Origin of the sequence: Microvirga roseola (assembly GCF_020866965.1) — a bacterium.
In the GTDB taxonomy this organism is placed as follows: Bacteria; Pseudomonadota; Alphaproteobacteria; order Rhizobiales; family Beijerinckiaceae; genus Microvirga; species Microvirga roseola.
In genome coordinates, this window is the sequence record NZ_JAJATX010000021.1 from 20598 (window position 1) to 43692 (window position 23095).

Genomic DNA, 23095 nt, shown 5'->3' on the forward strand with positions numbered 1-23095 from the left:
ATGTGCGCGTCACACTCTCATGCCTTCCCCGCTCCCGGCCCCAAGGCCGAGCTCGAGGAGGGCACGGTTCTCACGCCCCGCTTCGGTGCGGACGGACTGATCACCTGCGTCACGACGGATGCGGCGACCGGGGAACTGCTCATGATCGCGCACATGAACGCGGAGGCGTTTGCGAAGACCATCGAGACGGGCGAGGCCTGGTACTGGTCCCGCTCCCGGAGCGAACTCTGGCACAAGGGCGAAACGAGCGGACAGATCCAGACGGTCCTGGAGATGCGGGTCGATTGCGACCAGGACGCCCTTTGGCTGAAGGTCAATGTCGCAGGCGACGGCGGCTGCTGCCACACCGGACGGCGCTCCTGCTTCTACCGCAGGGTCGAGAACGCGGACGGCATGCCCCGGCTGGTCTCCTACTGAAGAAAAGCCCCCTCGGGCCCTGCACCCCTCCCGGCGTGCAGGGGTGCCGTTCTCTTTTGTGCAGGTGAAAGTCTCGGGCTCTCCCTGTAGGACCGTCCGATGACCCGGCACGACATACTTTCCGCGCGGATGGCCGCGAGCGCCATCTTCTTCGGCAACGGCTTCGGCATCGGCACCTGGGCGGCACAGCTTCCCCGCTTCAAGGCGGCGCTCGGCCTCTCGGACGGACAAATCAGCCTTGCGCTTCTCGCCTTTGCGCTCGGCGCGATCCTGCTCATGCCCCTTGTCGGCTGGCTGGCGGCCCGGTTCGGCAGCCGTATCGTGACGCTCACGGCCGCCTTCGCCTTCACCGCCACCCTGCTCCTGCCGGGGCTTGCTCCGAGCCTGCCCTATCTCGTCGCGGCTTCCCTGCTGGCCGGAGCCAGCAACGGAGCGATGGACGTGTCCATGAACACGAATGCAACGGTGGTCGAAACCGCCTGGCAGTCGCCGATCATGTCCTCCTTCCATGCCTTCTTCAGCCTCGGCGGCCTTGCGGGAGCCGCCGTTGCGGGCGGGCTGATCGCGGCGGGATTCGACATCCTTCCCACCCTGATCGTCTCCTGCACCATCATGGGCCTGCTCTTCCTCGCGGCGTCCTTCCGAACCATGGAGGAGGCGGAGCGCTCCTCCGAGGGGCATGGCTTCGCCTGGCCTCGCGGGGCGGTGTTCGGCCTCGCCGTGCTGGCCCTGCTTTGCCTTATGCTGGAGGGGGCAATGGTGGATTGGACCGCGATCTATCTTCGCAGCGAAGCGGGAGCGAGCCTCGAATTCGCGGTCGCGGGCTTTGCCGCCTTCTCGCTCACCATGACGATCTGCCGGTTCATGGGGGATTTCGCCGTGCGCCGCCTCGGCCGCATCCGCACTGTCCGGCTCGGCGGATTGCTGGCGGCCGGAGGCCTGGCCCTGGCAGCCGCCGTTCCCCAGCCGCTCGTCGCCGCCCTGGGCTTTGCCCTCGTGGGCCTCGGCCTCGCCAATACGGTGCCTGTGCTGTTCAGCGCGGCAGCCCAGGCGAAGGGCATCGCCCCCAGCATCGGCGTCGCTATGGTGGCGACGCTCGGCTATGCGGGCCTGCTCATGGGCCCGCCCCTGATCGGCTTCGGCGGGGATATCTTCGGGCTGCGGGGCAGCCTGAGCCTGCTCATCCTGTGCGCCATGGCGATTCTCGCGCTCTCCACTCGCGCCCTCCGGGCTCCTCCTGTTTAGTTTGCGGGACGGGCGACCTGACAAGCTTCTCGAGCGTTATTCATGGGATCTTCATCAGAAGACGACATCAATAAAGATCGGTCTTGGAGTCAGAAGATGTTGTGGGACGGGATCGCCCGGCGCAGTGCCGGGTCTGGCGGCGGTGGCGGCCTGGTCGAAGCCAAGGCGCCTCATGAACGCGACCCCAGAACGAAGGTGAAGGTCGGGCTTGCGCTCGGCGGCGGCGCAGCGCGGGGCTGGTCCCATATCGGCGTGCTGCGCGTCCTCGAAGAGGCGGGTATCGTGCCCGACGTCATCGCCGGCTGCTCCATCGGAGCGGTCGTAGGAGGCTGCTATGCCGCCGGCAAGCTGGACGAGCTGGAAGCCTTCGCCCTTTCCCTGACGAAGCGGCGCGTAATGGGACTCCTCGATTTCCATTTCAGCGGCGCCGGCCTCATCGCAGGCGGCCGCCTGCAGCGCCTCCTCGACCAGGACCTGATGGACCGGAAGGTCGAGACCCTGCCGATCAAGTTCTGCACCATCGCCACGGAGTTGGTGAGCGGCCACGAGATCTGGCTGACCCGCGGCCCCCTCGTTCAGGCGATGCGCGCCTCCTATGCGCTGCCGGGGGTCTTCGATCCTGTCATGGTCGGCGGTCGCTGGCTCATGGACGGCGCGCTGGTCAACCCCATCCCGATCACGGCAGCCCGTGCATTGGGAGCCGATATCGTCATCTGCGTGAATCTCAACGGCGAGGTTCGGGTCCGTGGAACGGTCATCCAGTCCTACGACGACGGGACGAGCGACGAGCAGGAGATCGAGGAAGCTATTGAGGCGGCGCCGCGGCGCTGGGGCCTTTTCTCGGGCTCGCGTCCCGACAAGCCGCGTAAGCCGAACGCACCAGGCCTCGCCACGGTGATGATCGATGCCTTCAACATCACGCAGGACCGCATTTCCCGATCGCGTCTCGCGGGCGACCCGCCGGACATCATGATCTCGCCGAAGCTCGCCAAGATGGGCCTGTTCGAGTTCCACCGGGCGCAGGAATGCATCGGTTTCGGCCGGCAGGCCACGGAACGCGCCCTGCCCGACATCCTGGAGATGATCCAGGAGGCGCAGACCGTTTGAGGGATCGGCGGGTACTCCTGGCGATACTCTCAGGCCGTTGCGATGTATTCCCGAATCGCCTGGGCTTCGGCCTCGATCTCCTCCAGGCGCAGCTTCACCACGTCGCCGATGGAGACGATTCCGGCGAGCCTGCCGTTCTCGACGACGGGAACATGGCGGAATTTCCCCTGGGTCATCAGTTCCATCACATCGGTGATGGAGGTCTGGCCCGTGCAGGTCATCACCTCCTCCGTCATGAAGGAAGCAATGGGCTCCTCGAGAGCTCCAGCCCCGTGGTCGGAAATGGCGCGCACGATATCGCGCTCGGAGATGATGCCTGAAACGGGGCGTCTGCCGTCGCTGACCAGGAGCGCGCCGATTCTCTTTTCGGAGAGAACTCTCGATGCCTCGCTCAAGGAGCGGTCCGGTGAGATGGTGGCGACCTCGCGGCCTTTGAGCGAAAGGATTCGGTCGACGATCATTCTTTCCTCCCTCTGGGCGAAAGCGAAGGACCGTCAGCCTCCGCATTCGCAAGGCTGAAGGCGGGTCTCGCACACCTTCCGGGAGCGCGATCCTGCGTCAGTTCAGGGATGATCCGGCCAAACCATGGCCGTTTCAAGCCGAGATGCGTCCGGACCTTGAAGGCAGCGGATCGAGCAGGGGAAAAATGGCGAGCCCGACAAGGAAACCGCCGACATGCGCCTCCCAGGCGATGATCGCATCGCCGGCCCCGAAAGGCTGCGTGACCGCAAAGAGATAATTGGCGGCGAACCACACGCCGAGGAAAATCAGGACCTGCCGGTTGCGGGCCATATCGACCAGCGTCTCACGCGGCTTCTCGTGGGCAAGGGCGATGCGCCCCGATGGATGCCAGGCCGCGGGGGCGAACATGAACCAGGACGCTGCCGCCATCAGGCCCGAAACTGCGCCTGAGGCGCCGACCATCGGCAGGATCTGAAGGGGGTTCATCCAGGTATAGAGGACCGCACCTCCGACGGCCGCAGCTGCGGAGAGGGCGAGGAAGCGCCCGGCCCCGCATCTCTTGGCGATGGGCGTGCCGAAGGCCGCGAGCCAGACGCAGTTGATGAGCACATGCGCCCAGGAGCCATGGAGAAATGCATAGCTCAGCGCGGTAAGGGGACGTCCCTCCCCCTCACCCAGGATATACTGGGCCAGCATGGCCAAGGAGGATTGCATCTCCTCCGGCATGCTCTCCTGAAGGGATCTCACGACCTCCTCGGGGCGAATCCCACCGAAGGCCACGGACCAGCGCGCCGGGATCACGGCCCAATCGAGCATTAGGTCGAAATCCGTTTCCTCGGTGAGGAACATCCGGACGATATGGATGCCAACGAGGACGACCAGACTGAGGCTGATGACGGCCGGCAGGTTGAGAATCGGTTCGCGGCGGGGCGGGTGTGGGGACATGAGCTGTTTGTCAAAGAGGCTATCCACACGTCCTGCGCGGTCAGCCACGGCTTGGGGGAGTACCGGTGACGTAGCGCCTCCCACGGGTCCAGTCGAGGAAATTCAAAGATTTAGGCGCCGCGTCGGATACCTCAAAGGAAGGTATTCCTTTTCTCCCCGGCAGCTGCGAAATTTTTGTTAACCATACGGGAACCGTTTGGAGCGCGACGCGTTAACTCACCTTTTACTTTCCGCTTGAGCCTGAAATGTAACCATGTCAGTTTGGTTAAAAGAACATTAACCGACTGGTGGGGCATGCGGTACGATTCTTTCAAAAGCGGTACTCCGAAGGGGCAAAACGGAAAGCCGTGCTTCTCCGGCACATTTTTCAAAGCCACTCTTTTCAGCCTTGCGGTGATCCTTTCCGGTGCGAGCGCTTCGGCCCAGACCGTTGCTGCGCTCCCCGTCGCTACCACCTCGGTCGCAAGCCAAGGACAGGCCCGCCCGCTCCAGGCCTGGACCAAGTTCTGCGAAACTTTCCCGTCCGAATGCGCCGTCAATGTGGCCGAACAGGACGTCATCGAGCTCACCCCGCAGGTCTGGAAGACCATCGTTTCGGTCAACCAGCAGGTCAATTCCAGCATCAAGGCCATCACGGACGCGGACCATTGGGGTGCCGTGGACATCTGGGGTTTCCCCGATGACGGCAAGGGCGACTGCGAGGACTTCCAGCTTCTCAAGCGCCGCAAGCTCGCCGAAAGCGGCCTGCCCCGCCGCGCCATGCGCATGACCGTCGTCATCGACGAACTCGGCGAGGGCCACGCGGTGCTCGTGATCCGCACGAATCGCGGCGAGTACGTGCTCGACAACAAGACCTCCGCGGTCCTGCCCTGGAGCCAGACCGGCTACGTCTACATCAAGCGCGAGAGCCAATATGCGGTCGGCTGGGTATCGCTGGGCGGCGCCACCTCACCGACGACGACTGCGAATCGCTAAGACGCAGCCAGTACAATCAAATTCAAAAGGAATGAGGCGGGTCAGTCGGTCCGCCTCATTCCTTTTGCGAAGCGCTTCCAGTTCTCGACATAGTGCTGCGACGATAGGCGAAGCTGCGCGACGGCTTTCTCGTCCAGGACGCGGATCGCCTTGGCCGGCGCGCCGACGATAAGGGAATTATCGGGAAATTCCTTGCCTTCGGTCACGAGCGCATTGGCCCCCACCAAGCAGTTCGCGCCGATGCGGGCATGGTTGAGCACGGTCGCTCCCATCCCGATCAGGGAATTCTCGCCAATGGTGCAGCCGTGCAGGATCGCCTTGTGGCCGATGGTGCAACCAGCTCCAATGGTGAGCGGTGCGCCGAGATCCGTATGAAGCAGGGCTCCCTCCTGGATATTGGCGGCCTCTCCAATATCGATCAGTTCGTTGTCGCCGCGCAGCACGGCGCCGAACCAGATTCCCACGTCGCGCCCCAGCCGCACCCGCCCGATCACATGGGCGTCGGGCGCGATCCAGAAGCGGTCCGGCTCGGGCAGGATCGGGGTGATCTCATCGAGGCTGTAGATCGGCATCGCGCCTCCGGGAGGAATTGCAGCGGAATTCCCGATGGATTCCGCTGCGGGAAGAACAGGTTATTCCTCGATATCCGTGTCGAGGATCGCCATGGTGAAGTTGTAGGAGCGGTCTCCATCCTCGTCGTCGACGAAGAGCACGCCGACGAATTCCTCACCGATATACACTTCCGCCGAATCGTCCTTTTTCGGGCGGCCGACTACACGAATCGAGTGGTTCGCAAAGGTCTGGCGCAGGTAACGCTCGACTTTCGCCATCTCGGTCTTGTCCACTACAGGTCCTTTCTTCGATGTCATGGTGCTGCACTTGCCATGCCCGGCAAACGCGAGCAAGCGGAGTTAGGTCCGGCTCGTGACCTCCCCGTCAGATCCCCTCCGCCTCGGACAGGCAATGGTCCATGGAGCGATAGGGTTCGGGGCAGCCGGCGCTGCCGACCACTTTCGCCGGAACGCCCGCCACCGTCGCATTGTGGGGAACGGGCTTGAGCACCACGGAGCCGGCGGCGATTCGGGCGCAGTGCCCCACCTCGATATTCCCGAGGATCTTGGCCCCTGCGCCGATCAGGACGCCATGGCGGATCTTGGGATGCCGGTCGCCCCGCTCCTTACCGGTGCCGCCGAGGGTCACGTCCTGGAGCATGGACACATTGTCCTCGATGACTGCGGTCGCGCCCACGACCAGTCCGGTGGCGTGATCGAGGAAGATGCCCCGCCCGATCCGGGCGTTGGGATGGATGTCCGTCTGGAAGACTTCCGACGAGCGACTCTGGAGGTAGAGCGCGAAGTCCTGCCGGCCCTGGCTCCACAGCCAGTGGGCGAGGCGGTGGGTCTGGATGGCGTGGAAGCCTTTGAAATAGAGCACCGGCTCGATGGCCCGGGACACGGCAGGGTCGCGGTCGAGAACGGCATTGATGTCGGCGCGGAAGGCTGCGCCGATGGAGGCGTCCCTGGCGACAGCTTCCAGGAAGGTCTGCTCGATGATGTCCGCCGGCAGGGAGGAATGGCCCAGGCGCGACGACACCCGATGGATCACCGCTGCCTCGAGGCTCGGCTGGTGCGAAACGGCGCTGAGCAGCAACCCGGCAAGCGCAGGCTCACTCTGAACGGCAGTCTCAGCCTCCGAGCGGAGCCGGTCCCAGACGGGATCGACGACTCCGGCGACCGGACTGGGCATTCCCGGCTTCAGGCGTGTCTGTGTCATGTTGATCTCTCCTGCCGGTTCAGGACATAGCGCATCGAATTAGGATAGATAAGAAGCCCTCGTCCCTTCCCATAGTCCTAGAAATTCATGACAGCCCCATTTTCACCGCACAGCTCGAAGCTTTCCGTTGCCATCGGCGGCCCGATCGCGACGGTCGCCATCGACAACCCCGCCAAGCGCAATGCGCTGGACCTCGAGATGTGGAAGGCGCTGCCCCCGATCATGGCCGCTCTCGATGGGATGACCGAAGTGCATGTCGTGGTCCTGCGCGGAGCGGGCCAGGAATCCTTCGCGTCCGGAGCCGATATCGCGGAGTTCGAGACGGTGCGGGCGAATGCCGAGGGCGGACGGCTCTATGAGGCCGCCAACGAAGCGGCTTTCTTTGCCGTCGCCCATTGCTCGAAGCCCGTCATTGCCATGATTCGCGGCTTCTGCCTCGGCGGCGGCTTCGGCTTGGCTCTGTCCTGCGACCTGCGGATCGCTTCGGAGAACGCCACCTTCGGCATCCCGGCGGCCCGGCTCGGGATCGGCTACCCCCCCGGCGCAATGAAGCTCGTCACTGCGGCGGTCGGCGCCCCGGCGGCCAAGGACCTCTTCTATACCGCCCGGCGCATCGGAGCGCAGGAAGCGCAGCAGATCGGCGTCCTGCAGCGGGTCGTGTCGGACGGGGAACTGGAGGATACGGTCCTCTCGCTGGCCCAGGCCATCGCGGGGAATGCGCCGCTTACGATCAGGGCTGCGAAAGCCGCTATCGACGAGTCGACCGGCATCGGCAAGCCGGAGGTGGACCCGGGCGCGCTCGCGGATCTGTGCTTCGACAGCGCCGATGCGGTGGAGGGCCGACGGGCCTTTCTGGAAAAGCGCAGCCCGGTCTTCACCGGCCGCTGAATGCTGCACTACGTCTCCCGGCGATAGACGAAATAACGGCCTTCCGGCACGCCGGTTTTGGATGAGATATTCATGCAGGAGGGCATCTCGAAAGCGCGGTCCGCCAGGAGAAGGCCACCGGGCTGCAGCAGACTGTCAAGCAGGGGCGAGAGGCGCAGGGCCAGGATGCGGTTGGCATCCTCGTCGCCCGTGCCGATATCGGTATGGACAAGGGCGGCCGATCCTTTCCCGAACCGCGCGATGAAGCTCGGCAGCGTGTCGAAGATATCGCCGACGATCAGATAGCCGTCCGGCGGGATGCAGTCGGGATGTGCGGCGGGCGAGCGCTCGAAGGCATAGATCTCCCGTCCCGGCAGTCGCGTCCTCAGGTGATCGTAGGTGCGGCCGTTACCGAGGCCGAGTTCCAGCACGAGTCCCGTGGGGGCAATCACCTCGGTCGCCCAGTTCAGGAGATCACGCTGTGCCGTGAGGCGCCGGATAGCGCTGTCGAGTCGGGTCATTCATCCTCCTGCCAGCCAAACTGGGAAGCTTGAACTTCAATTCAACGGCTAAGCTCATGGCCGGCTTGCAAGGAAGTCGAGCACGCCCTGCTTGTGGACCTTGTCGCCGACGGCGAGGTTGTGGTCGCGGCCGGGGATGTCGAGCGCCGTCACATTTGGGAACAGCTTCGCCAGCTCGGGGCCCGATCCGGCGACATCGTCATTGGTGCCGACGGCCACCAGCGTCGGCAGCGTGATCGAGGCCACCTCTTCCCTCGTCAGGGCCTGCCGCGTTCCGCGAATGCAGGCGGCGAGCGCCTTGAGGTCGCTGCCCGTCTGCTCGGCGAAGGCGCGGAACATGCGCTGCATGGGATCTGTGAGGTCATCGAGGGAGCGCGTCTCCATGGCGTCGGCGATGCCGAGCGGCAAACCGACCCCGTCGACGAGATGGATGCCGAGGCCGCCGAGAATCGCGGAGCGCATCCGCTGGGGCGAGGCCAGCGCCATATGCGCCGTAATCCGCGCGCCCATGGAATAGCCCATTACATCCGCCCGCTCGATGCCGAGATGATCGAGAAGGCGACGGGCGTCCTCGGCCATGGTGAAGGAATTGTAGGCCTCCGGCTCGTAGAGCTTCTCGCTCTCGCCATGCCCGCGATTGTCGAGGGCGATCACCCGATAGCCCGCCCGCGTCAGGGTCTTCACCCAGAGGGTGTTCACCCAATTGACCGCGTGATTGGAGGCGAAGCCGTGGATCAGCAGGATCGGGTCGCCCTGCCCCTCGTGGGGCGGGACGTCGATATAGGCGATGCTCACGCCATTGGAATTGAAGAACCGCATGGGACCGGGAATGGAAAGCGAGGATGGATGTCGCGGCAACCTAAGCGCCTGTTTCCGCGGATGCAATCTCGACGGAATTTTGCTCTAGGCGCTTGGCCCTTCGGCCATTATGGTGCGCGCGATTTTCCACCGCTTCAGAGCAACGGCAATGGCTGACAAAGGCACTCCCCACTTCCACAACGATCCGGGCGTTCCCGTCATTCACGTGGGCTCGAAGGAGTTCATGTGCATCGGGGCGACCCCGCCCTTCGATCACCCCCATGTCTTCATCGACATGGGCTACGACAACGAGACCATCTGCTCTTATTGCTCGACCCTGTTCCGTTACGACCCAGCTTTGAAGGCCTACGAGGCCCGCCCGGCGGAATGCGTGTGGGAACCCGACTTCGCGACCGATCCGGCCTCGCGCTGAGGTGCCAAGCCTTTCCATCGCCATCGTTGGAGCCGGGATCGCCGGTCTGACGGCGGCCCTGACCCTCGCCCGCAAGGGCCATGCGGTCACGCTGATCGAACGGCGGACCGGCTTCAGCGAAGTCGGCGCGGGACTCCAGCTTTCTCCCAATGCCAGTCGAATCCTGATCGGCCTAGGTCTCGGACCAGCCCTGCGCCGGGTTGTGACGGAGCCCAAGCGCGTCGTGGTGCGCGGCATCTCATCGGGCCGCGCGATCGGGCAGGTTGCGCTCGGCTCCTTCATGCAGGAACGGTTCGGGGCGCCCTACTGGGTCGTGCACAGGGCCGATCTGCAGACGATCCTTCTCGACGCCGTTCGCTCCGAAGCCTCGATCCGCCTCGTGATCGGCCGGACGGTCGAGGAGGTTCGCAGCGCGCCGAACCATGCAGCCCTCGCATGGGTCTCGGCCGGCGGCGCGCGCGAAAATTTCAGCGCCGATGCGGTTATCGGCGCGGATGGCGTCTGGTCCAAGGTCAGACGCTCCCTCGGCGACACGGCTCCCCTGACCTTCGGCGGCTCTATCGCCTGGCGCGCGACCCTTGAGCGCAGCGCAGCACCGCCCGAGCTCTCCGGCGACGAAACCGGCCTCTGGCTCGGTCCTCAGGGCCACGTCGTGCATTATCCCATCGCGGGAGGCCGGCTGGTCAATGTGGTGGCGATGGAAGCCAGCACCGAGCCGGTGGAGGGATGGGCTGCGCCGGGCCGGACCGAGGATCTGCTGGCCCGCTACGGCTCCGCAGCCCCGGCCCTGCGCGCGCTTCTCTCGACCCCGCAGGAATGGCTGCGCTGGTCCCTCTTCAACCATCCGGTCCAGCGCCTCGCTCAGGGCCGGGTCGCTCTCCTCGGCGATGCCGCCCATCCGGTCCTCCCGTTCCTGGCGCAGGGCGCGGCCATGGCCGTCGAGGAATCCGCCACCCTCGGCGCTATCCTAAGCGGGGATAGCCAGGCCGTGCCGCAAGCGCTCAGGGCTTACGAACAGCAGCGCCTGCCGCGGGCCCAACGTGTCCAGAACGAAGCCCGCCGGAACGGGCGCATCTACCACGCGGGTTCCCTCATCGGTTTCGGGCGCAATCAGGTCATGCGCCATCTGGGTCCGGAGGGCATGACGAAGCGCTACGACTGGCTCTACGGCTTCCGCACGCCCGAATGAGGGCTCCCCTCCCCCTTGCGCTTGGCACCTGAGCCCGATAACCGTCATGGCGATGCGGACGTGGCGAAATTGGTAGACGCAAGGGACTTAAAATCCCTCGGGCCTAGCCCGTGCGGGTTCGACCCCCGCCGTCCGCACCACCGACGGAACCCAGCCGAGGGCGGTTCACGCCCCAGGGCTCTTAGTCTCCCCCAGGACCCGATTTCCTCTGGCAGGCCTGTCAATGCAGGCGGGGCTGCCGCATGAGCGCCGTCAGGACGAGTTCTACGGCGGCTCCAAGCTCGTCTTCGTCGAATTCGTAGCAGCCGCAGAAGTTGAGCACTTCGCCCGTCGCGTGGGAGTGAATCTCGACCCAGAACGGTGGAAAAGTGGGCAGGTCGAAATCCTGGGGAAGCTCGGTCAGCCGCACCTCTAGGTTTCCGCTGCGCATGATGGTGATGGTGCGAGAGCCGCAATCCTGGTCCGGTGCGAAGACAAGTCGGACATAGGCTCGGATGATCTGCCCCTCGATCCAGTCGCGGCAGAGGACGGTTCGCGACACGGCATGGCCGGGCCTCGCACGGGACTGAGACATCGTATTCTCCATGATCCGAAATGCGCCTCAGGATCCCGGGCAATGTCAGCGGGAACTTCGGAGGGCGGCGGTCTGAGCCGTGACGCAATCAACATCTTTCTTATATATCGCGATAATGTCGTACCCAGTATAAATCGTTAGCCATAACATCGCGTGCGATGCAATTGCGCTATGAAACGGCTCAGCGCAGGCATGCCCTCGAGGAGCGACGCCCAAGTGAGCGAGAGTTCAAGCCACCGTTAGAGGGGCTCGATATTCCCCGGACTATTCGGAGGAACCGCGATTCTCAGGACCTTCGGTACATGCGGGGCGGACTGACAGACGAGGCCGCGATCCCAAATACCGATGGGAAAGTCTGGCATGAGACGGTCTGCGCGACTGGCCGGATCTTCGGAGATCTTGGTGCCGACAAAGGCGCAACTGAGAGCCCGCAAGTGTCCTGATGCGGACGTGCAGGGGCGAGTGACAGCACCACTCCCGCCCTCCCCTGGCCTACGTATCTCAACTCACGGGAGCATCAATGCGGATGCCAGCACGCTCGCTGCAAAAGCCGACAGCGTGAAGAACGGGCCAAGCACGATGACCGACAGAAGCAGGGCAAGGATGTGTCTCAAGCTGTTCATGGTCGGTCTCCTTTCGCTTCGGAGCCGACAGCCTAGGGCCGAGAGTGTTAACCAGTCGCTAACCTTGGCCATAAGGCCACTTGCCGATGGGAAGGCGCCTTCCGTGCGGGAACGCACCGCCGACGTTACGTAATGGGCCCATTCTCGTCAGGTCGTTATCGCTCAACCCTGCTTTGGAGGGGGTTAGACAATGACCAGCAAAGCCTCACGAGCCTTATCCCGCCGGAAGAGGCCTAACCTCGAGCGGCGTCATCCGCCCGTCCCCGTCTATCTGGCCGGGACCGTGGTGGTGATGAATGTCTGCGCGACCGTGCTGTCGCTGATGACATGATCGACGGGAGGCTCCGATGGAATGCATGAGGCTGACATTCGCTGCCGTATCCCTCATCGGCATGGGATCTGTGGCACTGGCCCAGAACAACCCTCTCACTCTCCGGATGTCCTGTTATGGGGCCAGAGAACTCGTCGGCTCCCAGGGCTCGATTGTTCTCAGTACGAGCCCGACCACTTACGACCGCTACGTCGCGGCAGGAGGGCAGTGCTCCTTGGGTGAGGCCATAGAACCGGCCTGGGTTCCAACGGCCGATACTCCCCAATGCCCGATCGGTTATCGCTGCGTGACACGTACTAGGCCTTCGCGATGATGCGGTTGGCCGCTCCCGTGCCGCCTCGTCCACGGCCACCTTGCCTGCGTCGATCAAGGGTGCTCCAGGCGATGTGCCTTGCATCTTCGCAACCCTGGAATCAGCATCAATTTTCCTCGTGGAGTTCCTACCCCAAGGGTGCATCGACCGTGCAGACGACACCGGTCTCGGCGAAGGCAACTTTCACCTTTCCATCGAGATCCTGGGCGAGGCTGCGCTCGATGAGCCGGGTTCCGAAGCCGCGGCTGGAGGGCGTTTTCACGGGCGGGCCGTCCTTCTCCTCCCATTGCAGGTTGAAGCGCCGCTCTCCCGCTGAGCCGCTCACCGACCACGTCAGGTGAACTCGGCCATGAGAGCAGGAAAGGGCCCCGTACTTGACGGCATTGGTCGCCAGTTCCTGCAGGGCCATCGCGATGGCAAGCGCCGTACCGGGCAAGAGCCGAACCTCGGGCCCGCAAAAGTGAAACCGGCTCTCGTCACCCCCTGCGAAGGGCTCAATGGCCTGCGCGACAATGTCATGGGGCCTCGCGCCCTCCCAATGTTCGCGTGTGAGAACATCATGGGCGCGGGCGAGCGCCTTCAGGCGCTGCTCGATGGCAGCCTGGGCCTCCCGGGTCGAAGCCTTACTACGCAGGGTCTGAGACACGATAGCCTGCACGGTCGTCAGAGTGTTCTTCACGCGATGGTTCAGCTCGTTCGTCAGCAACCGCTGACGCTCCTCACCACGCTTGCGCTCGGTGATGTCCACCGCGATCAGCACTGCGCCGATCATTTCGCCGTTCCACATCACGGGAGCGTTCGAGCACGCGACGTGAATGGGCGTTCCTTCCCGGTGGAAGAACACGTCCTCGTGCTTGTCCAGGATCTTGCGCGCCTTGAAGACCTGTCCGAGGGGACATTCCGACATCGGGAAAGGCCGTCCATCAGGATAGTGGTGATGCACGATGTCGTGGAGAACCTTGCCAAGCAGCTCTTCCCGCGGCCAGCCGAAGGTACGCTCCGCGGCAGGATTGGCAAAGACCGTGCGCCCTCTCGTATCCATCACGAAAATGGAGTCGGCGGCATTCTCGACAATGAGTTGCGCGAGATCGACGGGACGGGAATCCCCGCCGCTCCCCAGAGGCAGCAAGATCGGCATGGCTGTTCATCCTTCGAGGAAAAGCGCGGCTTTGTCCAGAGCGCCGGAGCCTTGCGTACACCGAGGGACCTACCCAGCAGAACGCTCCTTTCGTGCCCTGCCGCACGCCCGACCTGTTCTCGCCGGCTAAATGTTTGTTGGAGAGCCACAGACGGAAAGCCCGTCTTAACCTGTTCTCGGCAACCTTATGGAATGTAAGAGTAAGCGTTAGGAGGCAGAGATGCCCAGAAAGTCTCAGCCGAAGAATAACCCTGCGCCCACACCCCGCGAGAGCGCATGGAGCATCGCAAGCAATGGGATGACGGCCTCGGGGCGCACGGACCTCCTGAAGGAGCTCGGCTTCCGGATGAGAAAGGAATACCAGGAGTTGCTCGAGGAACCCCTGCCCGGAGACCTCAAACGTCTCGCCGGCAAGCTGAAGAAGCGCGGCCGGTAACCCTTTAAGGAAAGATCAGGGTCGCGGCGATCCTGCTCGCCATGAAGGCCATCAGAACAAGAAGCGGCGAGACCATCGCGGCTGCTGCAAGCAGAAAAAGCGGAAGGCTGAGACCACGCATGAATCGCTCCTGACCGTCAGGTCCGAGCCTATGACCGACCTTGGCCATACCGTGTCATAAACGGGGCAATCTCGGTCCGGACCGGAACGGGATCGCAGATCTGCCAGTCCATAGGGCCCGAAGGCTCCCCGTCAATTCTCCGCCAGAGGTACTCACCGCGGGCGAGTCGCCGTACCCCGTAAGGGCGAACGGGATCTGTTCTCGTCAACGAATGGTAAGGCTATGTTCCCTCAACGGGATTACCAAGAAGCCGGAGGGATCATGGGGGGCCATCATGATAGCGCGATCCGCGTGGCTCGAAAGAGCGCCTGCGGGGCAGGAATTCTGTCCGATATCGATCTGAAAATCCTCTGGGTCTCCCGTACGCTCACCACCATCGATCTGCAGTACGAGCCGAAGCTCGTGAAGCTGGAGAAAAGCTCCGTTCACAGCGACCTGAAGAAGCCTGTGAAGGAGGCGCTGATTTCGGCATACCGAGAGAAGCGCAGGCCTTACGAGAGACTGCTCCAGGAATTGCGGAGCCAGCAACGACAGTCCCTCGCATCCCGGACCCTGTAGCGAACCGCCGAAACAAAAGAGGCTCCCGCGAAGGGAACCTCAGGTGCCAGGGAGGAAAGGGCTATCAGCCCAACGACAGTCTCCGCCGCCCTTCCAAGACCGTCAATTCAACAAGTCTTTCCATCCATTAAGAGACAAGCGTCCTACGGCTCTGCGCCAAGTCCCGCATGCGAACCGCAATGAGATGCATAGCGGAAACTAAGGATTAGCAGCGAGCCGGAGCGCTTGCCGGGTCATGTAGAGCCGACTTAGCTTCCGATTCCAGCGGATGAGGGAAAGATCTGTGCTTCAGGCCATCGATGAAAGCGTCCTGCATTTCCTGAACGGCTTTGCGAACAGGTCGACAGCGCTCGACATGATCATCGTCCGCGGCTTCCAGATGCCATCCGTCCGCTTCCTGCCGCTCATGACCTGTATCGTGTGGCTCTGGTTCGATGCCGGCACATATTGGAAGCCGCGCTTCCTCCTCCTTCAGGGTCTCCCGGGCACACTGCTCGCACCATTCACCTCGCGAGCCATCCAGAGCCTTTCTCCGCACCGACCAAGACCGATGCATGTCGAGGAATTGAACCTTGCCATGCCGGGCGGGGTCTCGCGTGATCAGCTCCACGAGTGGAGCTCCTTTCCCAGTGACAATGCCGCTCTGGCCTTTGCGATCGCCACGACAGTCTGGCGGGTGTCTCGCCCGCTCAGTCTGGCCTGTTTCGCATGGGCGCTTTTCGTGGTGGCGATGCCGCGCGTCTATGCTGGTTATCATTACCCGAGCGACATCGCGGGAGGCGCCATCATCGGGATCCTCTCAGTGCTGGTCTGCGCGAAGCTAACAACGACCATGAGCGCCCTGAACCGCATCGGCAGCCTCGAACAACGATCGCCTGGATTGTTCTACAGCGTCTGCTTCGTAACGATGTTCTACATCACGACCATGTTCGAGGACATCCGCAGGATCGGTTCGCGCCTGGCCGAGTTGCTCTGACCGCAACATCACCACAACCTTGAGCAGCGAACGATACCCTCTTACCGGCCCGTCCAGGCTTTGACCGCCACCATGGGCGCGAAGAGCGGCCAGCCGAAAGCCGCGACCAGAATGTGATCCAGACCGATGCCCTCCTCGCTCTCGATCATGGTCGATACCATCAGCAGCAGAATCACGCCGCATAGATAAATCATCAACAGTTCACGCATATGCCCCAGCCCCCGAGCGCTCGTTCTTGATTATGGTCGAGCTTTGGACCAGGGACGGCGGGAAACCAATGCGACGGGGGGTCGCCGTAACCTTCGGGAACTGCGGCGCGTGTTAGGAATGGAGACCCTTCTTTCTGTTTACTTCTTCCTAACCGGAAAAACCGCAATATTCCATAAACTTAGCCGAAACATAACCCAGGTTGACGAGTTCTCTTCCGAGTCAAGTTTTCAGGAGGCAGGCATGCCTAAGCGGCCCCACCAGCCTTACGGCCCGCCTCGCTCGCCGAGGGGCCATGCAGGCTGGAGCATCGGATCGAATGGCCTGACGCAGGAAGGGCAAGCCGAACTGATGAAACAGCTCGGCCACCAGTTGCGCGTAGGCTACCAGGGTACTGTGGAGGAGCCGATGCCGGACCACTTCAAGCAGTTGGTGAAGCGCTTGGAGGAACGCCGGGCTTCCAGCACCGATGGGGAGGACCGAAGCTAAGCGTCCGATACGTCTCCCGAGCAGGTCCTCTCCCCGGGAGACGGTTGTCTCATCTCAGCGGCGGTGCTGCCTGCGGGAATGCGGCTGGCGGGATGCTACTGAAGAGAACGTACTGCGCGGAAGAAGAGCATAGAGCGCAACGCCCGCCAGAAGTCCTGCTCCAAGCAGAAGGTACGGATGCGACTTCGCGGAGTAGTATGCGTCCGACGCAGCGTGCCTCGCGACGTAAAGGGGCGCCGAATCGTGAATCAGGCGCTCGACCTTCCTGAGATTTTCCCGTCTCGTGTGAACCTCGAGATCGTAGCCTTCATCGTCGTCGTGCGGGTGAAGCTCCATGCTGTTGCGGGCAAAGCCGTTAGCGACCAGGCGCTCGACGGCCCGATTGGCGTCTTTGCGGGAAGCAAAGGTTCCGCTGGCGACGGTAGTGCTTGGCATGCTGAATGTCCTCGTTGTCAGAATACGTGCTGACGCAAATTCCCGGCGAGCGCCAAGGTTCCCGCCGTCACTGAGCGGTTGGCAGAAACGAGGTCGGCGCCAGCTTCAGGCAAGGGAAACCGCGCGCCTCAGTGGCGCCGGCCCTGCGTGGCTCTCTCCGCCTCCATCAGGACTTCGAGCGCAGGCCAGGGCTTCGGCATGAAGCGCACGTCGCGGGGGATGCCGCTGGCTTCGTCCTCAATGGACTCGCCGCCGGTCAGGACGGTTCTGATCCAGGGCCATTTGAGGCGCACGGTGCGGGCGAGATCCACACCGTTCATCAGACGCGGCTGGTGGACCGATGCAAAGAGGAAGGCAACTTCATCCGCATGGATCCGCAGATAATCGAGAGCCTCTTCGGCGCTGGAGGTTTCCACGACCTGCAGGTCAGTCTCCTCCAGAAGGGCTGCTGCAAGTCCCCTCACCTCGAAATCGTCCTCGACGATCAGAGCTGTGCGGCAAGGCTCGATCTTCCGTCCCATGCATTCATCTCCTCTATGCGGTCGAGGGCTCAACGGAACCATTGCAGGAGCACGGGCTTGTCAGGACGGCTCGTGAGAAGACCGGCACCTTGCTCGATCCTGCGAGGTGCCGCTTACAAAAAGGGGGCTAGGCGCCGGAGCGACAAGGCAGTTCCCTCGACCGAAATTTGAAAGCCGCATTCTGCAGGCGATTGATACTGAACGATGTGCGATGGTGTCTGTTTCAGCTTGGCCGCTGATAAAAATTCAATGCTTTTCCTTTCTCCTCTGGAGCAAGCGGCATCAAACCTTTAGTCTGGAGCCCACATCACTCTTTCCTCTGCGAGATCCATGACGTGATCAGGGAAAGCCAACTGTACCAGGAATTTCTCGATCTGGAGCAGCGCATGCGGCTTCTGGACAGGCAGTTGGCCGACGCACTCCACCGGATCCGCCACAGTTCCTGCGCCGATCTCACCGAGCGGGCGAAGCAGGATGAGAAGTTTCTTCTGGCCGAACTCGATCGCATGATGACGCGCATGAGGGCCATCGAAGGGCAGCTCCTGCAGCTTCAGAAAAAAGCGACCCGTCATTAAAGCAAGGACCATTCCGCTTGGTTGCGGGTGCGAAAACGCACGGACCGAACGGCTCTTGTGGCGCAAGGTAAGCCCCTTCCCGAGCAGGTTGAAGGAGATGGGTATGGCCGATGGCTTTCATCTTGGCTCAGGCACAGGCCCGTCGGAGGACGACACGCCCCCGCGACAGCGAATGCCGCTGGTTCCGGCCCTGATCGGCACCCTGGCCGTCGCAAACGTCACGTCGGTCTTCCTGGCCCTGATGCAGTAAGACGCAACCCGAAAAGCAATGGGCGGATGAAAAACATCCGCCCATGCTGAAAGCTCCAATTCCTGCAAGCGAGGTCGCCACAGGCCGCTCCTCCTGGAAGCCGACCCGGGGAGCCTCGGCTCGTCCGCTCAGGTCAGGCCGAGGAACGACAGGATCGCGATGACGACAACCACGGCCCCAATCAGCCAGATGATACTGTTCATGACGAGTTCTCCTAACTAACCAATACCATGCCAACGGCCAAGGTGAGCGTTCGTTCCTTCGATGCTCGTAGGGATGTGATTTGCAGCGACCGACTGAAGAGACGCACGGCATTTCATCAGAGAATCGCATCGCGCCGCTAATCGCAGGCCGTGACTTCATGGGTCGCAACGTTGCCGAAGGCATCCACCTCGCGCCGGATCTCGACACGGCACGCCTCGCTCCCGATGCCTCGTGCAGTATCGCCATAGACTCCCCGCTCGTAGAAGCTTCCGGTCTCGAAGTCGGGTCCGGACCGGAACTCGCCATAGAAGACGTTGGCGCTCGTCGAGCATGCGCCGAGGCTGCCTGCCAGCATGGCGAGGGCGATGCAGTTCCTGACCTTCATCAAGAAATGACCCTGGCTCAGTCGCCGAAGAAGAACGGAGGGTCGGTCTCGCAGCGGTAGCCGACGAGGCATTGCGGCGTGTCCCGGGTCGGGACCCAGGCTGCCTCGGGGTACTCGCCGACGAGACAGAAATTGCCGCTGCGCACGTAGCGGTCATAGGTGTAAGTGCCCGTGCCGAGAACGACCGCACCGTTCGCAAAGACGATCTGGCGAGCCTGAGCGCAGGTCAGAGCGGGCGTGAACGGGCGCGTCTGGGCCTGCAGGGCGGTGGCCGATGAAATGAATGCCAGGGCAAGTACGAACTTCCTCATGTCGCCGATCCGTGAACTCGCTTCGTGAAGGGGTAAGCGCGAGAACAACGCCGCAGGCGCGGCTTTGTTACGGAAGCCAGGGTCGAGCTGACGCGCTACAGCATCGCCTGCAAGCGATGCGCCATCTCGACGGCGGCGGCATAGTCGGTCTTGCCGGAGCCGAGGACCGGAATGCTCGAGACAAGGATAGACCTCGGTACCCAGAGTTCGGGGAAACCCTGCTCACGGGCATGGTCCAGCAACGCGTCCCGATCCGCATCCGGCTTGTCGGTGATGAGGACGATCTGCTCGCCTTTCCGGGAATCCGGCAGGGCGACGACCACGTGGTTGCTGTCGGGCCAGAGGCCCTGGACCATGGCCTCGATGGCGGCGAGCGACACCATTTCTCCACCGATCTTTGCGAAGCGCTTCGCCCGTCCGCGGATGGTGACGATCCCATTCTCCACGGTGACGATGTCGCCGGTATCGTGCCAGCCGCCTGACGGCGGAACGATGCGTCCCGGTGCGTCCTGATCGAGATAGCCCTTCATCACGTTCGGGCCGCGCACGTGGAGCCGCCCGCCCTCATCGATGCCTTCCACCGGTTCGAGCCGCCATTCGATGCCGGGCAGGATGTGCCCGACAGATCCCGGCCGGTTGCTTTCCGGCAGGTTCACGGCGATCACCGGCGAGCACTCCGTCGCGCCGTATCCTTCGAGAATAACCGTGCTGTGCCGGTCCCAGAGCCGGCGCGTCTCCTCCTTCACCCTCTCGGCTCCGGCGATGACGAAGCGTACGCCGGCGAGATCGTTCTCGCCGGCCGCCCGGGCGTAGCCCTGGAGGAAGGTGTCGGTCGCGAGCATGACCGTGGCCTCGGTGCCGGCGACGAGCTTGGGGATCTGCCGGTAATGGAGCGGGCTCGGATAAAGAACCGACTTCATGCCGTTGAGAACCGCTGTCAGCAGCCCCGCCGTCAGACCGAAGGAATGGAAGATGGGTAGCGGATTGAAGAACACATCCTCATCCCGGAGGACGTCGCCCGCCAGCGCCTTCACCTGATAGGCATTGGCCACGAGATTGGCGTTCGAGAGCACCACCCCTTTCGGTATGCCCTCCGATCCCGACGTGAAAAGCACGACTGCCGAATCGTCAGGTCCCACCTTCGCCCCTGCATGGACGCGGCGCGCGATCCAGGAATCGAGGACGCCCCGGATCTTGTCCATGCTGGTCAGCGTGGTGCGCACATCCTCGAGCCAGAGGATGCGGCGTCCTTCGCCTAAGGCCGACACGATGTCATCGAGTTGGCCCTGCTCGACGAAACGGCGGGAGGTTACGATGGTGTCGACCCGGGCGATCTCACAGGCGGCCTTCAGGTTCTTGAGACCGGCCGTGAAGTTGAGAAAGGCCGGGACGCGGCCGAAGGCATTGAGCCCAAAGAGCGTGACCGCGATGGCCTGGACATTGGGCAGGAGCACCGCGATGGGTCTGTCCGGCGCGGTCATTCCCGCGAGCTTGCGGCCGAGCACCAGCGAACCCAGCACGAGGCGTCCGAAGGTTATCGGCTGGCGCTCGAGATCCTCCAGCGCCACCTTGTTGCGCCCGAACCGGTCCCTCGCATCGAGGAGCGCGGTGAACAGGCTCTTGCGCGTCCGCGCGATGTCTAACTCGGCCACGGGCGCTCCTTGGATTGCTTAGCCGGCAGAGCCTTCGCGGATAGGAGCCTGGTAGGACAGGCCCATATCCCAGGGGAAGTAGATCCATGTGTCTTGGCTGACTTCCGTCACGAAGGTGTCGATGAGGGGGCGCCCGGCGGGCTTGGCATAGACGGCGGCGAAGTGCGCGTTGGGCAGCATGTCGCGTACGATCTTGGCGGTCTTGCCCGTGTCGGTCAGATCGTCGATCACGAGGACGCCTTTGCCCTTGCCGTCGCCGATGGCCTTGATCGAGGGCGCGATGTCCTTGAGGACCTGCAGTTCGCCCTGGCTCTTGTAGTCGTGATAGCTGGCGATGCAGACGCTCTCGATGAGCCTGAGATCGAGTTCGCGCGCCACGATGGCTGCGGGCACGAGGCCGCCGCGGGTGATGCAGACGATGGCCTCGAAGGGACCGGCGGAGGCCAGACGCCAGGCGAGCGCTCGGGCATCGCGGTGAAACTGGTCCCAGGAGACGGGGAAGGCTTTGGGGGAGGTCGGCGACATCTGTTGGTCTCGCGTCTTCGTTGATGAGTAAAGCGTCTAAAGGGGCGCGCGGTCGCCTTTCAGGCGCCCGAGCAGGTCACGGACTTCCGCTGCGGCCTTCTCCACGGCAGCCAGGTTCTTGCCACGCACGATGATCTGGTTCCGGAAGCCGGCGGCCGAGAAGGACGGATAGGATCCGATGGACACGCCCTCGTTGGCGGCGGCGATCTGGCCAAGGCCCTCCGCATAGATGCCCTCGGCGATGCCCTCCGCCTCGACCACCTCGGAATTCATGCGGGCTCCGACCTCCAGGGTCGGCGCAATATTCTCGAGCATGGCCTGCATGATCGAGGGCACGCCCGCCATGACGAAGACATTGCTGAGCCGGAAGCCCGGGGCCTTGGAGATGGGATTCTCGATCAGGTCGGCCCCCTCGGGAATCCGGGCCATGCACAGCCGCGCCTCGTTCAGCTCGTGCGGCTGGTAGCGCTCCCGCAGCATGGCGACCGCCCGGGGATCCTGGCCGATCCCGACGCCGAAGGCCTTGGCGACGGAATCCGCCGTGATGTCGTCATGGGTCGGCCCGATGCCGCCTGTGGTGAAGAGATAGGTGTAGCGCTGCCGGAGCGCGTTCACGGCCGCCACGATCTCGTCCTCCACGTCGGGGACGATACGGACCTCGCGCAGGTCGATGCCGATGGCGGTCAGGTACTCGGCAATGTAGCCGATGTTCTTGTCCTTGGTGCGGCCCGTGAGGATCTCATCGCCGATGACGAGAAGGGCGGCTGTGACGGAGACGGCCATGCGCAACGATCCTTTTGAGGGCCTTTAGCGCCTCGTGCGGAAAAGTGGAACCCACTTTCCGCCCCAGACGATACGCTCAAGAAAGAACAAGGCATCGGATTGATCCCAAGAGCGGGCTCCATTCTTGGGCCCGATGCCGATGCGTCAGAAACGGCAATTCTCAAGCAAGGGTTCAGTTGAAGCTGGGGCTCCTCCCCTGCTACGGAGCGTCTTTCCTCCCACAGATGGACCCGATGCAATTTTCCGAACCCCTGCTCGAAGGGCGTCTCATCGAGCGTTACAAGCGTTTCCTGGCCGATGTGGAGCTCGACAGCGGCGAGGTCGTGACGGCCCATTGCGCCAATCCCGGCGCGATGCTGGGCCTGAAGGCGCCGGGAAGCCGGGTGTTCCTGTCCAGGGCCACGAATCCTGCCCGCAAGCTCAAGTACAATTGGGAATTCGTGGAGATCCCGGCTGGCGGTGGACCGCTCCAGCTCATCGGCATCAACACCTCGCGCCCGAACCTCCTGGTGGCGGAAGCGCTGAAGGACAAGCGCCTTGCGCCTTTTGCGCATTACGACCGCGTGCGGCCTGAGGTGAAATACGGCCGGAACAGCCGGGTCGACTTCCTGCTCGAAAAGGACGGGGAGCCCCCCTGCTACCTCGAGGTCAAGAACTGCCACATGATGCGGGAATCAGGCTTTGCGGAATTCCCGGACTGCGTCGCCGCCCGCAGCGCCAAGCACCTCTACGAACTTGCGGACATGGTCGCGACCGGAGCCCGGTCGGTCCTGGTCTACGTGATCCAGATGGATGCGGAGCGCTTCGACGTCGCCCGCGACATTGACCCGGCCTATGACAAGGCCTTTCGCCATGCGCTGGCGGCGGGTGTCGAGTCGTATGCCTATGCCTGCCGGATCACGCCGCAGGAGGTCGTCATCGACCGCCCGGTGGAGATCGTGACGCCTCGGTAGGGC

At 63.2% G+C, this 23095-nt stretch carries 32 protein-coding genes and 1 tRNA gene; 14 read left to right on the plus strand and 19 right to left on the minus strand.

What is annotated here, in order from left to right:
* From hisI to LG661_RS13690, 3 genes are all read left to right on the plus strand, one after another.
* Nucleotides 1-417 carry a phosphoribosyl-AMP cyclohydrolase gene (hisI, locus tag LG661_RS13680; RefSeq protein ID WP_230532456.1) on the plus strand — a complete coding sequence of 139 codons (417 nt, stop codon included), beginning with the start codon at nt 1-3 and terminating at the stop codon, nt 415-417.
* Between the two features lie 99 nt (nt 418-516).
* Complete coding sequence (locus LG661_RS13685) at nt 517-1662, plus strand: MFS transporter (RefSeq protein WP_230532457.1); 1146 nt, start codon at nt 517-519, stop codon at nt 1660-1662.
* 96 nt (nt 1663-1758) lie between these two features.
* Nucleotides 1759-2769: a patatin-like phospholipase family protein gene (locus tag LG661_RS13690; RefSeq protein ID WP_230532458.1), complete on the plus strand. Its 1011-nt coding sequence runs from the start codon at nt 1759-1761 to the stop codon at nt 2767-2769.
* A gap of 29 nt (nt 2770-2798) precedes the next feature.
* Here the strand turns inward: LG661_RS13690 and LG661_RS13695 are convergent, their stop codons facing one another.
* From LG661_RS13695 to LG661_RS13705, 3 genes are all read right to left on the minus strand, one after another.
* Nucleotides 2799-3230 (minus strand): CBS domain-containing protein, encoded by a 432-nt coding sequence (locus LG661_RS13695; RefSeq protein WP_230532459.1) that lies wholly within the window; start codon nt 3228-3230, stop codon nt 2799-2801.
* A 133-nt stretch (nt 3231-3363) separates the two neighbouring features.
* Nucleotides 3364-4176, minus strand: coding sequence for a rhomboid family intramembrane serine protease (locus LG661_RS13700; protein WP_230532460.1), 813 nt, complete (start codon nt 4174-4176; stop codon nt 3364-3366).
* 131 nt (nt 4177-4307) lie between these two features.
* Nucleotides 4308-4553: a hypothetical protein gene (locus LG661_RS13705; RefSeq protein WP_230532509.1), complete on the minus strand. Its 246-nt coding sequence runs from the start codon at nt 4551-4553 to the stop codon at nt 4308-4310.
* Between the two features lie 16 nt (nt 4554-4569).
* On the opposite strand from LG661_RS13705, the gene LG661_RS13710 reads away from it, so the two are divergent.
* Nucleotides 4570-5151, plus strand: coding sequence for a transglutaminase-like cysteine peptidase (locus LG661_RS13710; protein ID WP_407666712.1), 582 nt, complete (start codon nt 4570-4572; stop codon nt 5149-5151).
* A 41-nt stretch (nt 5152-5192) separates the two neighbouring features.
* Here LG661_RS13710 and LG661_RS13715 read toward each other — a convergent pair whose 3' ends face one another.
* The 3 genes from LG661_RS13715 to cysE all read right to left on the minus strand — a co-directional run bounded on the left by LG661_RS13715 (nt 5193) and on the right by cysE (nt 6924).
* Nucleotides 5193-5723, minus strand: coding sequence for a gamma carbonic anhydrase family protein (locus LG661_RS13715; protein ID WP_230532462.1), 531 nt, complete (start codon nt 5721-5723; stop codon nt 5193-5195).
* 60 nt (nt 5724-5783) lie between these two features.
* Entirely contained in the window at nt 5784-5996 is a 213-nt protein-coding gene (locus tag LG661_RS13720; RefSeq protein WP_230532505.1) for a DUF3126 family protein, read from the minus strand.
* Nucleotides 5997-6087: 91 nt separating this feature from the next.
* Nucleotides 6088-6924, minus strand: a complete 837-nt coding sequence (gene cysE / locus LG661_RS13725) for a serine O-acetyltransferase (protein ID WP_230532463.1) — start codon at nt 6922-6924, stop codon at nt 6088-6090.
* A gap of 87 nt (nt 6925-7011) precedes the next feature.
* Here cysE and LG661_RS13730 point away from each other — a divergent pair, with 87 nt between their 5' ends.
* Nucleotides 7012-7812, plus strand: a complete 801-nt coding sequence (locus tag LG661_RS13730) for an enoyl-CoA hydratase (protein WP_230532464.1) — start codon at nt 7012-7014, stop codon at nt 7810-7812.
* 8 nt (nt 7813-7820) lie between these two features.
* Here LG661_RS13730 and LG661_RS13735 read toward each other — a convergent pair whose 3' ends face one another.
* Together LG661_RS13735 and LG661_RS13740 are read right to left on the minus strand one after the other, a co-directional pair.
* A complete protein-coding gene (locus LG661_RS13735; RefSeq protein ID WP_230532465.1) occupies nt 7821-8312 on the minus strand; it encodes a class I SAM-dependent methyltransferase in 492 nt (163 codons plus the stop codon).
* Nucleotides 8313-8366: 54 nt separating this feature from the next.
* Nucleotides 8367-9131, minus strand: coding sequence for an alpha/beta fold hydrolase (locus LG661_RS13740; protein ID WP_230532506.1), 765 nt, complete (start codon nt 9129-9131; stop codon nt 8367-8369).
* A gap of 148 nt (nt 9132-9279) precedes the next feature.
* Here LG661_RS13740 and LG661_RS13745 point away from each other — a divergent pair, with 148 nt between their 5' ends.
* The 3 genes from LG661_RS13745 (at nt 9280) to LG661_RS13755 (ending at nt 10872) form a co-directional block, all read left to right on the plus strand.
* Nucleotides 9280-9543 (plus strand): zinc-finger domain-containing protein, encoded by a 264-nt coding sequence (locus LG661_RS13745; RefSeq protein ID WP_230532466.1) that lies wholly within the window; start codon nt 9280-9282, stop codon nt 9541-9543.
* A 1-nt stretch (nt 9544) separates the two neighbouring features.
* The gene (locus tag LG661_RS13750; protein WP_230532467.1) at nt 9545-10732 is read left to right on the plus strand and encodes an FAD-dependent oxidoreductase; all 1188 of its coding nucleotides are present in this window, start codon (nt 9545-9547) and stop codon (nt 10730-10732) included.
* Nucleotides 10733-10786: 54 nt separating this feature from the next.
* A tRNA-Leu gene (locus LG661_RS13755) sits at nt 10787-10872 on the plus strand.
* An 80-nt stretch (nt 10873-10952) separates the two neighbouring features.
* Here the strand turns inward: LG661_RS13755 and LG661_RS13760 are convergent.
* A complete protein-coding gene (locus tag LG661_RS13760; RefSeq protein ID WP_230532468.1) occupies nt 10953-11306 on the minus strand; it encodes a hypothetical protein in 354 nt (117 codons plus the stop codon).
* A 1394-nt stretch (nt 11307-12700) separates the two neighbouring features.
* Nucleotides 12701-13711, minus strand: coding sequence for a sensor histidine kinase (locus LG661_RS13765; protein WP_230532469.1), 1011 nt, complete (start codon nt 13709-13711; stop codon nt 12701-12703).
* Nucleotides 13712-13931: 220 nt separating this feature from the next.
* Here LG661_RS13765 and LG661_RS13770 point away from each other — a divergent pair, with 220 nt between their 5' ends.
* The 3 genes from LG661_RS13770 to LG661_RS13780 all read left to right on the plus strand — a co-directional run bounded on the left by LG661_RS13770 (nt 13932) and on the right by LG661_RS13780 (nt 15802).
* Entirely contained in the window at nt 13932-14147 is a 216-nt protein-coding gene (locus LG661_RS13770) for a hypothetical protein (protein ID WP_230532470.1), read from the plus strand.
* 382 nt (nt 14148-14529) lie between these two features.
* Nucleotides 14530-14826 carry a hypothetical protein gene (locus tag LG661_RS13775; RefSeq protein ID WP_230532471.1) on the plus strand — a complete coding sequence of 99 codons (297 nt, stop codon included), beginning with the start codon at nt 14530-14532 and terminating at the stop codon, nt 14824-14826.
* Nucleotides 14827-15109: 283 nt separating this feature from the next.
* A complete protein-coding gene (locus LG661_RS13780) occupies nt 15110-15802 on the plus strand; it encodes a phosphatase PAP2 family protein (protein ID WP_230532472.1) in 693 nt (230 codons plus the stop codon).
* A gap of 41 nt (nt 15803-15843) precedes the next feature.
* Here LG661_RS13780 and LG661_RS13785 read toward each other — a convergent pair whose 3' ends face one another.
* On the minus strand, nt 15844-15996 hold the full coding sequence (locus LG661_RS13785) for a hypothetical protein (protein WP_230532473.1): 153 nt from the start codon (nt 15994-15996) through the stop codon (nt 15844-15846).
* Nucleotides 15997-16252: 256 nt separating this feature from the next.
* Here LG661_RS13785 and LG661_RS13790 point away from each other — a divergent pair, with 256 nt between their 5' ends.
* Complete coding sequence (locus LG661_RS13790; protein WP_230532474.1) at nt 16253-16498, plus strand: NepR family anti-sigma factor; 246 nt, start codon at nt 16253-16255, stop codon at nt 16496-16498.
* 54 nt (nt 16499-16552) lie between these two features.
* On the opposite strand, the gene LG661_RS13795 is transcribed toward LG661_RS13790, so the two are convergent.
* The 3 genes from LG661_RS13795 to LG661_RS13805 form a co-directional block, all read right to left on the minus strand.
* Nucleotides 16553-16933, minus strand: coding sequence for a hypothetical protein (locus LG661_RS13795; RefSeq protein ID WP_230532475.1), 381 nt, complete (start codon nt 16931-16933; stop codon nt 16553-16555).
* 128 nt (nt 16934-17061) lie between these two features.
* Nucleotides 17062-17454, minus strand: a complete 393-nt coding sequence (locus tag LG661_RS13800) for a response regulator (RefSeq protein ID WP_230532476.1) — start codon at nt 17452-17454, stop codon at nt 17062-17064.
* Nucleotides 17455-17744: 290 nt separating this feature from the next.
* On the minus strand, nt 17745-18095 hold the full coding sequence (locus LG661_RS13805; RefSeq protein ID WP_230532477.1) for a hypothetical protein: 351 nt from the start codon (nt 18093-18095) through the stop codon (nt 17745-17747).
* 37 nt (nt 18096-18132) lie between these two features.
* Here LG661_RS13805 and LG661_RS13810 point away from each other — a divergent pair, with 37 nt between their 5' ends.
* Nucleotides 18133-18279 (plus strand): hypothetical protein, encoded by a 147-nt coding sequence (locus LG661_RS13810; protein WP_230532478.1) that lies wholly within the window; start codon nt 18133-18135, stop codon nt 18277-18279.
* Nucleotides 18280-18619: 340 nt separating this feature from the next.
* Here the strand turns inward: LG661_RS13810 and LG661_RS13815 are convergent, their stop codons facing one another.
* From LG661_RS13815 to LG661_RS13835, 5 genes are all read right to left on the minus strand, one after another.
* Nucleotides 18620-18868, minus strand: coding sequence for a hypothetical protein (locus LG661_RS13815; protein ID WP_230532479.1), 249 nt, complete (start codon nt 18866-18868; stop codon nt 18620-18622).
* A 17-nt stretch (nt 18869-18885) separates the two neighbouring features.
* Nucleotides 18886-19179 (minus strand): hypothetical protein, encoded by a 294-nt coding sequence (locus tag LG661_RS13820; RefSeq protein ID WP_230532480.1) that lies wholly within the window; start codon nt 19177-19179, stop codon nt 18886-18888.
* 95 nt (nt 19180-19274) lie between these two features.
* On the minus strand, nt 19275-20831 hold the full coding sequence (locus LG661_RS13825) for an AMP-binding protein (RefSeq protein ID WP_230532481.1): 1557 nt from the start codon (nt 20829-20831) through the stop codon (nt 19275-19277).
* Between the two features lie 18 nt (nt 20832-20849).
* Nucleotides 20850-21356: a xanthine phosphoribosyltransferase gene (gene gpt / locus LG661_RS13830; protein ID WP_230532482.1), complete on the minus strand. Its 507-nt coding sequence runs from the start codon at nt 21354-21356 to the stop codon at nt 20850-20852.
* A 36-nt stretch (nt 21357-21392) separates the two neighbouring features.
* Nucleotides 21393-22139, minus strand: coding sequence for a competence/damage-inducible protein A (locus LG661_RS13835; RefSeq protein ID WP_230532483.1), 747 nt, complete (start codon nt 22137-22139; stop codon nt 21393-21395).
* Between the two features lie 233 nt (nt 22140-22372).
* On the opposite strand from LG661_RS13835, the gene sfsA reads away from it, so the two are divergent.
* Nucleotides 22373-23092 carry a DNA/RNA nuclease SfsA gene (sfsA, locus tag LG661_RS13840; protein ID WP_230532484.1) on the plus strand — a complete coding sequence of 240 codons (720 nt, stop codon included), beginning with the start codon at nt 22373-22375 and terminating at the stop codon, nt 23090-23092.
* Nucleotides 23093-23095: the final 3 nt, after the last annotated feature.